This window comes from Arthrobacter sp. UNCCL28, from assembly GCF_900102805.1.
Lineage (GTDB): Bacteria > Actinomycetota > Actinomycetes > Actinomycetales > Micrococcaceae > Arthrobacter > Arthrobacter nicotinovorans_A.
This window is the reverse complement of sequence record NZ_FMWE01000001.1, coordinates 439705-453748: the sequence shown is the minus strand read 5'-3', so window position 1 is coordinate 453748 and position 14044 is coordinate 439705. Positions and strand designations below refer to the sequence as shown.

Sequence of the window (14044 nt, the reverse complement as noted above, 5' to 3'; positions counted from 1 at the left end):
AGTGGTTGAGGCTGCCCGCCGGAACAGCTGCTAGACCTCTTCTACGGAACTGGGCTCTGCACGAGACAGATCGATGCCCAGTTCTTCCGCAGCCGTGAAGACTGCGTCATCAGAGTCACGCATTTCGATCGTGGTTCCGTCGGTGGAAAGAACTTCCACGTTCAGGCACAACGACTGCATTTCCTTGATCAAGACCTTGAAGGACTCGGGAACGCCAGGCTCAGGGATGTTCTCGCCCTTGACGATGGCTTCGTAGACCTTCACACGACCATGGATGTCATCAGACTTGATCGTGAGGAGTTCCTGAAGCGTGTAGGCGGCACCGTAAGCTTCGAGCGCCCACACTTCCATTTCACCGAAGCGCTGGCCACCGAACTGGGCCTTACCACCCAGCGGCTGCTGGGTGATCATGGAGTACGGGCCGGTGGAGCGCGCGTGGATCTTGTCGTCCACCAAGTGGTGGAGCTTCAGGATGTACATGTAACCGACGGAGATCGGGTCCGGGAACGGCTCGCCGGAGCGGCCGTCGAACAGACGGGTCTTGCCGGAGGAATCGATCAGGCGGTCGCCGTCGCGGGTCACGTTGGTGGAGTCAAGCAGGCCAGTGATTTCTTCTTCACGGGCGCCATCGAACACCGGGGTGGCAACGGTGGTCTGGCCGGTTTCACGGGGCAGGTTGGGCAGGTTCTTGACCCACTCAGGCTCGCCTTCGATCTTCCAACCGGTCTTGGCAACCCAACCGAGGTGGGTTTCCAGGACCTGTCCAACGTTCATTCGACCCGGAACACCAAGCGGGTTCAGGACGATGTCCACCGGGGTACCGTCTGCAAGGAAGGGCATGTCCTCGATCGGGAGGATCTTGGAGATAACACCCTTGTTGCCGTGACGGCCGGCGAGCTTGTCGCCGTCGGTGATCTTACGCTTGGCTGCAACGTAGACGCGGACCAGCTGGTTCACGCCCGGGGGCAGTTCGTCGTCGTTGTCGCGGTCGAAGACGCGCACGCCGATGACCGTACCGGACTCGCCGTGGGGCACCTTCAGCGAGGTGTCGCGGACTTCGCGGGACTTCTCACCGAAGATGGCGCGCAGGAGGCGCTCTTCCGGGGTCAGTTCTGTTTCACCCTTAGGGGTGACCTTTCCGACCAGGATGTCGCCGGCTTCAACCTCGGCACCGATGTGGATGATGCCGCGCTCGTCCAGGCCTGCAAGGACTTCCTCGGACACGTTGGGGATGTCACGGGTGATTTCCTCGGCACCAAGCTTGGTGTCGCGGGCATCAATTTCGTGCTCCTCGATGTGGATGGAGGAAAGAACGTCCTCAGCAACAATGCGCTGCGACAGGATGATGGCGTCCTCGAAGTTGTGGCCTTCCCATGACATGAATGCCACGAGGAGGTTCTTACCGAGGGCCAGTTCACCCTGGTCCGTTGCGGGACCGTCAGCGATGATGCCGCCAACTTCCAGGCGCTGGCCTTCGTTGACCAGTACGCGGTGGTTGTAGCAGTTGCCCTGGTTGGAACGGGCGAACTTGTTGATGCGGTAGTTGGTCTCGGTGCCGTCGTCGTTGATCATGACAACCAGCTCGGCGGAAACCTCGGTGACCACACCTGCCTTCTTCGCGATGACAACGTCACCGGCGTCGACGGCTGCTGCGCGCTCCATGCCGGTGCCCACGAAAGGAGCCTCGGAACGGACCAGCGGCACGGCCTGGCGCTGCATGTTGGCACCCATGAGTGCGCGGTTTGCATCGTCATGCTCGAGGAACGGGATCAGGGCGGTTGCCACGGACACCATCTGGCGCGGGGAAACGTCCATGAACTGGACTTCGCCGGCCGGAACCAGAACGGGCTCGCCTCCACCACCGCGGGCACGGACAAGGACGGTCTCTTCGGAGAACTTCTTGTCAGCATCCAGCGGAGCGTTGGCCTGTGCGATCAGGACCTCAGCTTCGTCGTCGGCGGTCAGGTACTGGACCTCGTCGGAAACGACGCCTTCGGAAACCAGGCGGTACGGCGTCTCGATGAAGCCGAACGGGTTGATGCGGCCGTAGGAGGCCAGCGAACCGATCAGACCAATGTTCGGGCCTTCAGGAGTTTCGATGGGGCACATACGTCCGTAGTGGGACGGGTGAACGTCTCGAACTTCCATGCCTGCACGGTCGCGGGACAGACCACCCGGGCCAAGTGCCGACAGGCGGCGCTTGTGGGTCAAACCCGAGAGCGGGTTGTTCTGGTCCATGAACTGCGACAGCTGGGAGGTTCCGAAGAACTCCTTGATGGCTGCAACAACGGGACGGATGTTGATCAGCGTCTGCGGCGTGATGGCCTCGACGTCCTGCGTGGTCATGCGTTCGCGGACGACGCGTTCCATGCGGGAAAGACCGGTGCGGACCTGGTTCTCGATCAGTTCGCCCACGGCGCGGATGCGACGGTTGCCGAAGTGGTCGATGTCGTCGACGTCAACACGGAGCTCGTGGTCTTCGCCATCGCGCTTGCCCATGAGGGACTTCTCGCCGGCGTGAAGCGCAACGAGGTACTTGATCATGGCGACGATGTCTTCAACGTGCAGGACCGACGCTTCCTTGTCACCAAGGGAGCGGTCAATGCCGAGCTTGCGGTTGATCTTGTAACGGCCAACCTTGGCAAGATCGTAGCGCTTTGCGTTGAAGTACAGGTTGTCCAGCAGCGACTGGGCAGCCTCGACTGTGGGCGGCTCGCCCGGACGCAGCTTGCGGTAGATGTCCAGAAGCGCGTCTTCGCGGGTCTCGGTGGCGTCCTTCTCCAGCGTTGCACGCATGGAGTCGTACTGGCCGAACTCTTCCAGGATCTGGCCTTCGGTCCAGCCGAGGGCCTTCAGGAGAACCGTGACCGACTGCTTGCGCTTGCGGTCGAGGCGAACGCCGACCTGGTCACGTTTGTCGATTTCGAGTTCGAACCATGCACCACGGGACGGGATGATCTTCGCAGTGAAGATGTCCTTGTCACTGGTCTTGTCTGCAGTGCGCTCGAAGTAGGCGCCCGGCGAACGGACCAACTGGGAGACAACAACACGCTCGGTGCCGTTGACGACGAACGTTCCCTTTTCAGTCATGAGGGGGAAGTCGCCCATGAACACGGTCTGCTGCTTGATTTCGCCCGTGTTGTTGTTCATGAACTCGGCCTTGACATACAGCGGTGCCGAGTAAGTGGCGTCACGGTCTTTGCATTCGGCCATGGTGTACTTCGGGTCAGCGAACTCCGGCTCGGAGAAGCTCAGGGACATGGTGCCCTGGAAGTCCTCGATGGGGGAGATCTCTTCGAAGATGTCGGCAAGTCCGGAGGTGGTGGCGACGCTGAGGTCGCCCTCCTCGACAGCCTTCGCTACCCGCGCCTGCCAGCGTTCGTTTCCGACGAGCCAGTCAAAGCTGTCCGTCTGCAGGGCGAGAAGATTCGGAACGTCAAGCGGTTCGTGAATCTTTGCGAATGAGAGGCGGCGGGTGGCACCATCGGTGCTTGCCGTGTTAGCGGTTTCGTTATTAGAGGTGCTCGAGGCGACCAAGAGGGATCCTTCCACAGACCTTCAGGCGTTTTCAGATCTCCCCCGTTTGCATCCCGCAGAGTGCTCCGCAGGATACTTATTCCGGTTCCGCTATATGACCCGGACCCAGTCCACTCATTGGCTATGCACGTTAAGGAACGGCACGTCAATGGCGCAGCTGAGAGGTAAAGCCCACCGCTATATGAAGGCTGAAGGTTAACAGGGAAGACGCAAATATCTACAATACGGCAAAGCAGCCTTCCTGTCTACCCCAGATCGTCCGTGATTGCAAGCACCGTTGCTGCAGGCACCTAAGCCGGCCGACCCTGCAGCGTCTGCAGGCAGTCCAGCTGTCGGTACAGAAGGCCGTCCCCTCTCGACGACGGATCCCTCACCGTTCCCGCCTGCCGGCCACGGAATGCAGCAGCGGGCACAGCCGTTGAAAGGGTAGGCTGGCGCACGCCCCGCGACAGCCTTGCAACACCACTCCCGGATCGGAAGAGAGACCATGACCAACTCCGCTGACGACAATGACGTTGTCATCCTTGCCGCTGCCCGCACCCCACAGGGCCGGCTCAACGGGCAACTGGCGGGATTCACCGCCGTCGACCTTGGCGCGCATGCCATCACCGCGGCCCTCGCGGCCAGCGGCGTGAAAGCAGAACAAGTGGACGCCGTGATCATGGGGCAGGTCCTCCAGGCAGGAGCCGGCCAGAACCCGGCCCGCCAGAGTGCCATTGCCGCGGGGGTGGGCTGGAACATCCCCGCAGTAACCATCAATAAGGTGTGCCTCTCGGGGCTCACTGCAGTCATCGATGCCGCACGAATGATCCGCAGCGGAGATGCCACAGTGGTGGTTGCAGGCGGTCAGGAATCAATGACCCGCGCGCCCCACCTCCTGCCGGGTTCGCGCCAAGGCTGGACATACGGTGCCGTCCAGGCCTTGGATGTTGCCGCGCACGACGGCCTCACGGACGCTTTCGACGGGCAGTCGATGGGGTTGTCCACGGAAACCAAGAACGTGACACTTGGCATTGACCGCAAATCCCAGGACGAAGTGGCCGCTGCCTCCCACCAGCGTGCCGCTGCCGCAATCGCCGACGGAACGTTCGACGTCGAAATTGCTCCGGTGAGCGTCAAGCAGCGCAAGGGCGATCCCCTGGTACTCAGCACCGACGAAGGCGTCCGGCCCAACACCACGCTGGAGACCCTGGCCCCGCTCAAGGCCGCGTTCGCCACGGACGGCACCATCACGGCCGGCAACTCCTCTCCCCTGTCCGACGGAGCCTCCGCGCTGGTTCTGACCAGCCGACGCTTCGCCGAGGACAACGGCCTGGACTACCTGGCTGTGGTCGGCAAGCCCGGCCAGGTTGCCGGGCCGGACAACTCGCTGCACTCCCAGCCATCCAATGCCATTGCCCAGGCACTGAAAAGGGCCGGCTGGGAAGCGGAAGACCTTGACTTCATTGAAATCAATGAAGCTTTCGGCTCTGTGGCAGTCCAGTCCCTCAAGGACCTGCGCTACCCGCTGGAGAAATGCAACATCCATGGCGGCGCCATCGCATTGGGCCACCCCATTGGAGCATCCGGAGCGCGGCTCGCGTTGCATGCCGCCCACGAACTCAAGCGCAGGGGAACAGGCAAGGCCGCTGTTTCGCTGTGCGGCGGCGGCGGTCAAGGTGAAGCCCTGCTCCTGTACCGCGACTGACGATCGAACCGGGGCTGAGTCCCAAACCGCCGACGAGGAGAAACGACGTGAATGATCCTGTGACGGACGGGGCCGAACGGTTCCTGTCCGATGCTGCCGCCCGCGGACTGGACGTGGACGTCGTCGAGCGTCCAGCAGCCCGCAGCCTGGAAGAAGCCGCCGGGATCCTGGGCATCAGCCCGGCAGACATCGTGAAGTCGCTGGTGGTCAAGCACCGCGATGGCAGCTTCCTGTTCGCCCTGGTTCCAGGGGACCGCCAGATCTCCTGGCCGAAGCTGCGTGCACTGGTGGGGGTCAACAAGCTCTCACTTCCCCATGCTGACGTTGCGCTGGCCGCTACCGGCTACGAACGGGGAACCATCACACCGCTCGGCAGCACGACGCCGTGGCCCGTGTACGCGGACGCCAGTATCACGGGCCGGCGCATCTCCATGGGAGCCGGCGCCCACGGACGCAGTGCCTTCGTGGATGCAGACGCACTCACAGCCGCGCTCGGCGCGGTGGTGGCGGACATCAGCGAACCCCTCCAATAGCCACGCGGGGTCACTTATGGCCCCCTCAAGGGGGGTTTATCGGGTAATAAGTGACCCTGCGTTGCAGTTAAAAGCAGGAAGCCCCGCCTTCTCCTTCGCAGGAGAGGACGGGGCGTCCACAAGCAGGAACGAGTTACTTGAGGGTAACCGTTGCACCGGCTTCTTCGAGCTGAGCCTTTGCCTTCTCGGCAGCTTCCTTGGTGGCGCCTTCGAGAACAGCCTTCGGTGCGCTGTCAACCAGGTCCTTGGCTTCCTTGAGGCCGAGGGAGGTGATGGCGCGAACTTCCTTGATCACTGCGATCTTCTTGTCGCCAGCAGCTTCGAGAACGACGTCGAATTCGGTCTTCTCTTCAGCAGCTTCAGCAGCTCCGCCAGCGGCGGGGCCGGCAACTGCAACAGCAGCAGCCGTAACTTCGAAGGTCTCTTCGAAGAGCTTGACGAACTCGGAGAGCTCGATGATGGTCAGTTCCTTGAAAGCTTCAATGAGCTCTTCGTTGCTGAGCTTCGCCATGGTGGCGTCCTTCCATTAGTTGGTACAGGCGCGGACCAGGCCGCTCCGTGCACCGGAGTTTGATTGGGGGGAGAACTTAGTTCTCTTCGGTTGCAGCTTCAGCGGCTTCGGCCGGAGCCGCAACCTCTTCAGCAGCAGCCTCAACAGCAGCCTCTTCAGCCGGAGCTTCTTCAGCGGCCGGTGCAGATGCGCCGCCCTCTTCTTCAAGCTTGAGGCGCAGGGCGTCGATGATGCGTGCAGCAGCGGATGCGGGAGCCTTGAGGACACCAGCAACGCGGGCAAGCTGCAGTTCGCGGGACTCGAGGGCTGCCAGTGCGGCAACTCCTGCTGCGTCCAATGCCTTGCCTTCGAAGACGCCGGTCTTGATAACCAGCTGCTTGTTGGCCTTGGCAAAGTCCGTCAGGCTCTTGGCAGCAGCAACAGCGTCACCCTTGATGAAGGCGATTGCAGTAGGGCCGGCGAGCTGATCGTTGAATGCATCAACACCAGCTTCCTTGGCTGCAATTGCACTCAGGGTGTTCTTGACGACCGAGAACTTGGTGTCCTGGCCGAGCGCAACACGCAGTTCCTTGAGCTGTGCAACAGTGAGCCCGCGGTATTCGGTCAGGACAGCCGCGTTCGATTCCTTGAAATCGTTGGTGATCTCCGCAACAGCGGAAACCTTGCTAGGCGTTGTCATAACCCTCCTTCCGGGGAATAAAGCCGGTCTTCCGGGTCCCCGCTCACGAGAGCTAAAACTAAAAACGCCCCGCGCAGATGCACGGGGCTTGGCTCAACACAGACTGAATCCGTGGAGACTTGCTTCGTTCACCTGCGCCGGCCGCCCTATGTTCAGGGTCCTTCGTCAAGGAATTCACTGTGATCCCTCGGGCGCAACTGCAGAATTGAGCTGTGCTCGAAAGAGTGGATTCCCATCAACCGACGGTCTTTGGTACTTCAAGGTTACGGGAGAGTGTTCCCCAAACCAAATCGGGGGCGGACTAGTCCGACGACGTCGTGTCCTTGCCCCGTCCGGGAAGTTCCTTTTGCCAGAGTCCGGTGACGCCCGCCGTCGTAAATCCCAACTGCTTGTTCACCGTAAGGAGGTAACGGTTCTCCGGTGCGTTCCAGGTGTAGATCACCCGGGCGTCCGGGAACTGCTCGCTGAGCCTCTCCATGTTGGCCACTTTGATCAGCAGGCCCAGCTTGTTGCCCCGGTGTTCCTGGAGGACCAAGGTGTCGTCCTGGAACACCACGTCCTGGCGATGGGCCAGCACGCTGATGGTTGTCAGGCCAACCAGCCTTCCGGTCTCGACATGTTCGACGGCGGTGACCACCGTGCGCCGGCCCTGCGCCAGGGCTGCGTCTTCAGTTTCGCGAAGGACGGCGGGGTCGAACACCATGCCGCTTGCCTCCACTTCAGGAGCTTCTTCGTCCCCCTCGTCGCGAACCACCTCACCGGCCGCATTCTCCAACTCGGCGACGGCCTCAAGCCACGGTTCCGGGCAGCGGTCCGTCCAGTGGTGCAGCGCATAACGGCCACCGTTGGCTTCCTCGGCCTCCAACTGCAAGTCAGCAACCAGTTTGGAGTCCAGCGGCAGTATGCAGGAGCTGAACTGCTCAATGTGCTGCAGCGTATAGCCGGCACGTTTGGCGAAATCCACTTCCCGGCTGCTGACCGGCACAAAGCCTGCACCGCTTCCAGGGATCAACTGGTCTTCGGGAACCTCAGTCAGGGATGTTGCAGGATGGTTGGTGTCCACCAGGATCATGGTCCTGCCCTCCGCCCGGGCCAACTCCTCCGCAGCCTCGAGCAATTGGCGCCCGACGCCCTGGCTTTGATGCTCAGGCAGGATGTCAAGGGTGAACTCGGCCAGGTCCATGTTGTCCGTCAGGGGCAAGGCGATGTCCACGGTGCCCACAATCGTTCCGTTTACCTTGGCCACCAGGATGATCTGGCGCTCATAAGGATCGGAGAACTCCAGGAGTTTCTCCAGCGGGGTATAGGCGAGATCGTCACTCCCCCAGGTCTCCATCCGTACCCGCCGGCCCACTTCCACGGCGTCCAGGAAATCAGCGGCATCAGGGCTGTCCAGGGTGTCAGGCACCCACAGCTGCTCGACATGAACGGTCTTTGCCTCGTCTACAGTCATCCCAACCGTTTCTGCCATTCGCCTTCCAAGCCGGAGGGCTTGAATCCCAGGGCGATATTAATGGCCAGCATATGCCGGTTTTCATTGGCGTTCCATGTCATCACCGACGTGGCGTCCGGCCAAAGCTGCATTGCACGGCGAAGGTTGGCGATCTTGACGAGCATCCCCAAGCGGTGCCCACGGTGTCCAGGGGCAACCAACGTGTCTTCCTGAAAGACCACCGCCGGCATCGCAACACGGTGCGTGAGGACGGAATAGGCAGCCAATTCACCCGTGGCATCATGGCGCGCAACCGCAACCACCCAATCAAGTCCGCTGGCACTCCACGTGGACTCCTCCTGGCGGACCCGTACCGCATCCCACTCTTCGCCTTCCCAGCCCAACCCGGCGATGGGCACTTCCGTACTCATCAGGCTCTTGAGGCGTGCGAAGACCTTCACCAGATCCTCGGGGCATCGGTCCTGCCAGGTAACGACGCTATAGCCCGCAGCTCTTGGCATCGCTTCAGCTTCCAGCGCGCCCAGGACTGTTTCCGCTACGGGAAGGCCCATCGTGCTGTTCGTTTCGACTTGCTCCAGCGCATATCCGTGATGAAGGGCAAAACGCGTGGAGGGGTTGTCCGATGGGACACCACCCGTTCCGGATTTCGCCTCCACCAACTCTGCGCCCGCCAGCACCGGCCCGATCGGTTCCCCGCAATAGCCGTCAAAAGAGATGCGGTCGTGGTCCTTCGCCAACTGTTCGAGGACATTGAGTATCCCGGACCCAAACCCGTGCCGCCGGAAAGGTGCGGCGACAAGGACGTCCACGCCCGCCGTCGTCGTGTTCTCGCTCAGTGGCAGCGTCAGCGTGCCGCTGCCCACCACAGCATCACCGAGAAACGCCAGAAACACCTGCCGTTCCTCGTATTCACTCCCGCGCCAGAAGACGGCTGCCTCCGTGAGGGTGGCACAGCGGTCAGCGTTGCCCCAGAGCTCCATGTGATGCTCCACGTTCAGTCGATGGAACGCCTGGAATTCCGGAGATTCTTCGCCGGGTTTGTTGGGCACGCGGATGCGTTCGACGGACAGCCCGCTATTTTCGGAAGAGTTCGACGACGACACGCACCACAGCCTACGGCCCACCTTGGGCTGCGAACAGGGCGGGCGGCAACATCCGGGCAAGAAAAAGGACCGCCCGGCTAAGCCGGACGGTCCTTTTTCTCAGAGCCAATGCTCCCGAAGCTTACGCGTCGGTGAGGACCTTGGTGACGTTCGGGTCAACGGTGATGCCCGGACCGAACGTGGTGGCAACGGTAGCCTTCTGGATGTAGCGGCCCTTGGAAGCGGACGGCTTCAAACGAAGAACCTCTTCCAGTGCTGCTGCGTAGTTCTCGGCCAGCTTGTTGGCGTCGAAAGATACCTTGCCGATGATGAAGTGCAGGTTCGAGTGCTTGTCGACGCGGAAGTCGATCTTGCCACCCTTGATGTCGTTGACAGCCTTGGTGACATCCGGGGTAACCGTGCCGGTCTTCGGGTTCGGCATGAGGTTACGCGGGCCGAGGACCTTACCGAGGCGGCCAACCTTGCCCATGAGGTCAGGGGTTGCCACTGCGGCATCGAAGTCGGTCCAGCCGGCTGCGATCTTTTCGATCAGGTCATCGGAACCAACGAAGTCGGCGCCGGCAGCGATTGCTGCTTCAGCCTTGTCACCGGTTGCGAAAACGAGGACGCGGGCGGTCTTACCGGTGCCGTGCGGCAGGTTGACGGTGCCACGGACCATCTGGTCGGCCTTACGCGGGTCAACGCCCAGGCGGAAAGCGACCTCAACGGTTGCGTCGAACTTGGAAGGGTTGGTGTCCTTCGCGAGGTTGATGGCTTCGATCGGGGCGTAGACCTTGTCTGCCTCGATCTTGGCTACGGCTGCCTCATATGCTTTGCTGCGCTTTGCCATGCTGCTGTTTCTCCTTGTGCAGTTGTGGTCTGCGGACCGCGCTGGGCCCTGCCACAGTCGTGGATCCGGCAAGGATCCTGCGACATTTCAAATGTTTCAGATGCCGGTTGCCCGGCGGGTAAGAAGCTGGAATCAGCCTTCTACGGTGATGCCCATGGAGCGGGCGGTGCCGGCGATGATCAGGGCAGCAGCCTTGATGTCGTTGGCGTTGAGGTCTTCCATCTTGGTGGAAGCAATTTCCTCGACCTGTGCCTGGGTCAGCTTGGCAACCTTGACGGTGTGCGGGGTAGCTGAACCCTTGGCGACGCCTGCAGCCTTCTTGATGAGCTCTGCAGCCGGCGGGGTCTTGGTGATGAAGGTGAAGGAACGGTCTTCGTAGACCGTGATTTCCACCGGGATAACGTTTCCGCGCTGGGATTCCGTTGCAGCGTTGTACGCCTTGCAGAATTCCATGATGTTGACACCGTGCTGGCCAAGCGCAGGACCGATCGGCGGGGCCGGGTTAGCGGCACCTGCCTGGATCTGCAGCTTGATGAGGCCGGTGACCTTCTTCTTGGGAGCCAATGTAGGGTCCTTCTCTCAATAGCTTCCTGGGGCACAGGAGCGCGTCCCAGGTTTTTGGCCGCCATGGCGAGGCGGCCGGCCGCTCCCGAACTGCTAAGCAGGCAGTACCGGAGCGAAATTTTGGAATCAGCTAGATCTTGGTGACCTGGTTGAATGCGAGCGTCACCGGGGTTTCACGCTCGAAGATCGAGACCAGGACCACCAGGGTCTGGGACTCGGGCTTGATCTCGGAGATCGTCGCCGGAAGGGTCTCGAACGGGCCCTCCTTGACGATGACCGACTCGCCGACCTCGAAGTCGACGGCCACGGGAGCCTGGTTCTGCTTGTTGACCGGCTTGCCCTGCTCTGCCTGCTCTTCTTCGAAGACCGGGGCGAGCATGGAGAAGACCTCGTCAAGGCGCAGCGGAACGGGGTTGTGGGCGTTGCCCACGAAGCCGGTAACACCAGGGGTGTGGCGAACGGCGCCCCAGGAGGCGTCCGTCAGGTCCATGCGGACCAGGACGTAACCGGGGATGCGAACGCGGTTGATCACCTTGCGCTGCGCATTCTTGATCTCGACAACCTCTTCCATGGGGACCTGGATTTCGAAGATGTAATCTTCCATGTCCAGGGTCTGGATGCGGGTCTCGAGGTTGGCCTTTACGCGGTTCTCGTAACCTGCGTAGGAGTGGATGACGTACCAGTCACCTTCCTGGCGGCGCAGCTTGGCCTTGAATTCTTCAGCCGGGTCAGCGGGCGCTGCAGCAGCAGCGGCTGCGAGGTCGTCGCCGTCGGACTCTTCCGAAGCGTCGTCATCATCTGCGACATCGCCGGACGCATCATCGGACTCGTCGTCCACGTCGGCTTCGAAGTCCTCTTCGGAATCGTCGGCGTCGGCAGATTCGGGCGCAGCAGAATCAACCTCGGACTCTTCCACAGCCTCAGCTGCGGCGTCGTCGGCTGCTTCCAGCTCAGTCTCGTTTACCTCGAGCTCCTGCTCAGACACTTGGTCTCCTGCTTCCTCATTGCCTAACATGCCTATTTAAATGGCTCAATTCCGCAAACCCCGCGCAATTCCTGAATAACCAAGGAATTCCACACAGTTTGCGGACAGATCCGCTTAGCGGTCCGTAGCGCCTGACCCACCAAAGACCCAGCTGACTCCCGTGCCGAAGGCCAGGTCCAGAAGGGTGACGATGAGCATCATGATGGCCACGAACACCAGCACCACGAGCGTGTAATTGATCAGTTCCTTGCGGGTGGGGGCAACGACCTTCTTCAGTTCGCCAATGACCTGGCGGACGAAGAGAGCAATACGGGCGAAGAAGCCGCGATCGGCTTTCTTGGCGGGACGGCCCTTAGAGCTGCTGGCAGCTGTTTCGGTCACCTGATCCTCACTCACCTTGCAAAGTCGTTGACCCGACTCTGATCAGAGCCATGGTTGCTGCGCGTGCCCCGGCGTTTCCGCCGGGACAGCTTGCGCAGGGCAGACAGGACTCGAACCTGCAACCTGCGGTTTTGGAGACCGCTGCGCTACCAATTGCGCCACTACCCTATGGATCGAATCCATGTTTCAGGCCGCACTTCAGCCTGTGGTGCTTTTCAACACCGGTGAACCAGTCTACGCAAGAATTTCGCGATAGTCGAACCGGCTCAATTCCGGTCCTCCCAGCCCCAAAAACCTGTGACCAGCATTATCAGTCACAAAGTCCGGCAGGCACCCGGGAGGTCCGCAGAACAGCATAAGGTAGTTTACGTCGAATCCCATCATCCAGCCCACGAGCTGCCTGCGAAGAACGGTACATAGATGTCTGCCGGAACAACTACCGCCCGCATTTCACAGCGAATCTCCGCCATCGCCGAGTCCGCCACCCTTGCCGTTGACGCCAAGGCAAAGGCACTGAAGGCCGCGGGCCGTCCCGTGATCGGCTTCGGTGCCGGGGAACCCGATTTCCCCACCCCGGATTACATCGTCCAGGCCGCCATTGAAGCTGCCGGCCAGCCGAAGTACCACCGCTACTCCCCCGCCGGCGGCCTCCCCGAGCTGAAGAAAGCCATCGCGGAGAAGACCCTGCGGGACTCCGGCTACAAGGTTGACCCTTCCCAGGTGCTGGTGACCAACGGTGGCAAGCAAGCCGTCTACAACACCTTCGCCACCTTGGTGGATCCGGGAGACGAGGTCATCATTCCCACCCCGTTCTGGACCACCTACCCCGAAGCCATCCGCCTGGCCGGCGGTGTGCCCGTTGAGGTTTTCGCCGGACCGGAACAGGGATACCTGGTGACCGTCGAACAGCTTGAAGCTGCTGTAACCGACCGCACCAAGATCCTGCTGTTCGTTTCCCCGTCCAACCCCACCGGCGCCGTGTACAGCCCGGAGCAGGTTGCGGAGATCGGTAAATGGGCCGCTTCCAAGGGTCTTTGGGTTGTCACGGACGAGATCTACGAGCACTTGACCTACGACGGCGTTGAGTTCACCTCCATCGCCACCGCAGCCCCGGAACTGGGCGACAAAGTCGTGATCCTCAACGGTGTGGCCAAGACCTATGCCATGACCGGTTGGCGCGTGGGCTGGATGATTGGCCCGGCTGATGTCATCAAGGCAGCCACCAACCTGCAGTCGCACGCCACCTCCAACGTCTCGAACATCATGCAGGTCGCCGCCGCCGCTGCCCTCACGGGGCCGCTGACCGCCGTCGATGAAATGAAGGTTGCGTTCGACCGCCGCCGCAAAGCGATCGTTGCCGGCCTGAACGCCATTGAAGGCGTTGAATGCCCGACGCCGACCGGCGCCTTCTACGTCTACGCGGACGTCCGCGGACTCTTGGGTAAGGAATTCGAGACCTCCAACGGTCCCGTCCGGCCGCAGACCTCGGCTGAACTTGCCACGCTCATCCTTGACGAAGTCGAAGTTGCCATTGTTCCGGGCGAAGCCTTCGGGCCCTCGGGCTATGTCCGGCTGTCCTACGCCCTCGGCGATGAGGACCTCGCCGAAGGTGTCCGTCGTATTCAGGAATTCCTGGGCAAGGCCAAGTAGGCAGTAGGCCAGTAGCCAACGCAAACGCTCTTCCACCGTGAATGGTGGAAGAGCGTTTGCTTTTAAGGCGGGGGACGTGAGCGAGGGTCCCGGGAAACCACGGGGGACGTGAGAGAGGATCCCCGAAAACCC

At 61.4% G+C, this 14044-nt stretch carries 12 protein-coding genes and 1 tRNA gene; 3 read left to right on the top strand and 10 right to left on the bottom strand.

The window, feature by feature from the left end; translation table 11 throughout:
- Positions 1-30: 30 nt before the first annotated feature.
- A complete protein-coding gene (gene rpoB, locus BLQ01_RS02015) occupies positions 31-3537 on the bottom strand; it encodes a DNA-directed RNA polymerase subunit beta (protein ID WP_026539803.1) in 3507 nt (1168 codons plus the stop codon).
- A 487-nt stretch (positions 3538-4024) separates the two neighbouring features.
- Here rpoB and BLQ01_RS02010 point away from each other — a divergent pair, with 487 nt between their 5' ends.
- Positions 4025-5224 (top strand): acetyl-CoA C-acetyltransferase, encoded by a 1200-nt coding sequence (locus tag BLQ01_RS02010; RefSeq protein ID WP_026539802.1) that lies wholly within the window; start codon positions 4025-4027, stop codon positions 5222-5224.
- 47 nt (positions 5225-5271) lie between these two features.
- Entirely contained in the window at positions 5272-5757 is a 486-nt protein-coding gene (locus BLQ01_RS02005; protein WP_026539801.1) for an aminoacyl-tRNA deacylase, read from the top strand.
- 133 nt (positions 5758-5890) lie between these two features.
- Here the strand turns inward: BLQ01_RS02005 and rplL are convergent, their stop codons facing one another.
- From rplL to BLQ01_RS01960, 9 genes are all read right to left on the bottom strand, one after another.
- Positions 5891-6268 carry a 50S ribosomal protein L7/L12 gene (rplL, locus tag BLQ01_RS02000; protein ID WP_011775604.1) on the bottom strand — a complete coding sequence of 126 codons (378 nt, stop codon included), beginning with the start codon at positions 6266-6268 and terminating at the stop codon, positions 5891-5893.
- A gap of 76 nt (positions 6269-6344) precedes the next feature.
- Complete coding sequence (gene rplJ / locus BLQ01_RS01995; protein WP_026539800.1) at positions 6345-6947, bottom strand: 50S ribosomal protein L10; 603 nt, start codon at positions 6945-6947, stop codon at positions 6345-6347.
- Positions 6948-7248: 301 nt separating this feature from the next.
- Complete coding sequence (locus BLQ01_RS01990) at positions 7249-8418, bottom strand: GNAT family N-acetyltransferase (protein WP_091549910.1); 1170 nt, start codon at positions 8416-8418, stop codon at positions 7249-7251.
- Positions 8397-9503, bottom strand: coding sequence for a GNAT family N-acetyltransferase (locus BLQ01_RS01985; protein WP_091549908.1), 1107 nt, complete (start codon positions 9501-9503; stop codon positions 8397-8399). The genes BLQ01_RS01990 and BLQ01_RS01985 overlap by 22 nt, the downstream gene beginning before the upstream one ends.
- A 121-nt stretch (positions 9504-9624) precedes the next feature.
- The gene (gene rplA / locus BLQ01_RS01980; RefSeq protein WP_026539797.1) at positions 9625-10332 is read right to left on the bottom strand and encodes a 50S ribosomal protein L1; all 708 of its coding nucleotides are present in this window, start codon (positions 10330-10332) and stop codon (positions 9625-9627) included.
- 132 nt (positions 10333-10464) lie between these two features.
- Complete coding sequence (rplK, locus tag BLQ01_RS01975; RefSeq protein WP_011775609.1) at positions 10465-10896, bottom strand: 50S ribosomal protein L11; 432 nt, start codon at positions 10894-10896, stop codon at positions 10465-10467.
- A 130-nt stretch (positions 10897-11026) separates the two neighbouring features.
- Positions 11027-11881 carry a transcription termination/antitermination protein NusG gene (gene nusG, locus BLQ01_RS01970; RefSeq protein ID WP_026539796.1) on the bottom strand — a complete coding sequence of 285 codons (855 nt, stop codon included), beginning with the start codon at positions 11879-11881 and terminating at the stop codon, positions 11027-11029.
- Between the two features lie 114 nt (positions 11882-11995).
- The gene (gene secE, locus BLQ01_RS01965) at positions 11996-12277 is read right to left on the bottom strand and encodes a preprotein translocase subunit SecE (RefSeq protein ID WP_024817604.1); all 282 of its coding nucleotides are present in this window, start codon (positions 12275-12277) and stop codon (positions 11996-11998) included.
- An 80-nt stretch (positions 12278-12357) separates the two neighbouring features.
- Positions 12358-12430, bottom strand: a tRNA-Trp gene (locus BLQ01_RS01960).
- 252 nt (positions 12431-12682) lie between these two features.
- Here BLQ01_RS01960 and BLQ01_RS01955 point away from each other — a divergent pair.
- Positions 12683-13912 carry a pyridoxal phosphate-dependent aminotransferase gene (locus tag BLQ01_RS01955; protein WP_026539795.1) on the top strand — a complete coding sequence of 410 codons (1230 nt, stop codon included), beginning with the start codon at positions 12683-12685 and terminating at the stop codon, positions 13910-13912.
- Positions 13913-14044: the final 132 nt, after the last annotated feature.

Excerpts from the sequence above, each read along its gene's own strand:
- rplJ (WP_026539800.1), bottom strand. The coding sequence starts at position 6,947 with ATGACAACGCCTAGCAAGGTTTCCGCTGTTGCGGAGATCACCAACGAT.
- BLQ01_RS01990 (WP_091549910.1), bottom strand. The coding sequence starts at position 8,418 with ATGGCAGAAACGGTTGGGATGACTGTAGACGAGGCAAAGACCGTTCAT.
- BLQ01_RS02010 (WP_026539802.1), top strand. The coding sequence starts at position 4,025 with ATGACCAACTCCGCTGACGACAATGACGTTGTCATCCTTGCCGCTGCC.
- BLQ01_RS01955 (WP_026539795.1), top strand. The coding sequence starts at position 12,683 with ATGTCTGCCGGAACAACTACCGCCCGCATTTCACAGCGAATCTCCGCC.
- rplA (WP_026539797.1), bottom strand. The coding sequence starts at position 10,332 with ATGGCAAAGCGCAGCAAAGCATATGAGGCAGCCGTAGCCAAGATCGAG.
- rplL (WP_011775604.1), bottom strand. The coding sequence starts at position 6,268 with ATGGCGAAGCTCAGCAACGAAGAGCTCATTGAAGCTTTCAAGGAACTG.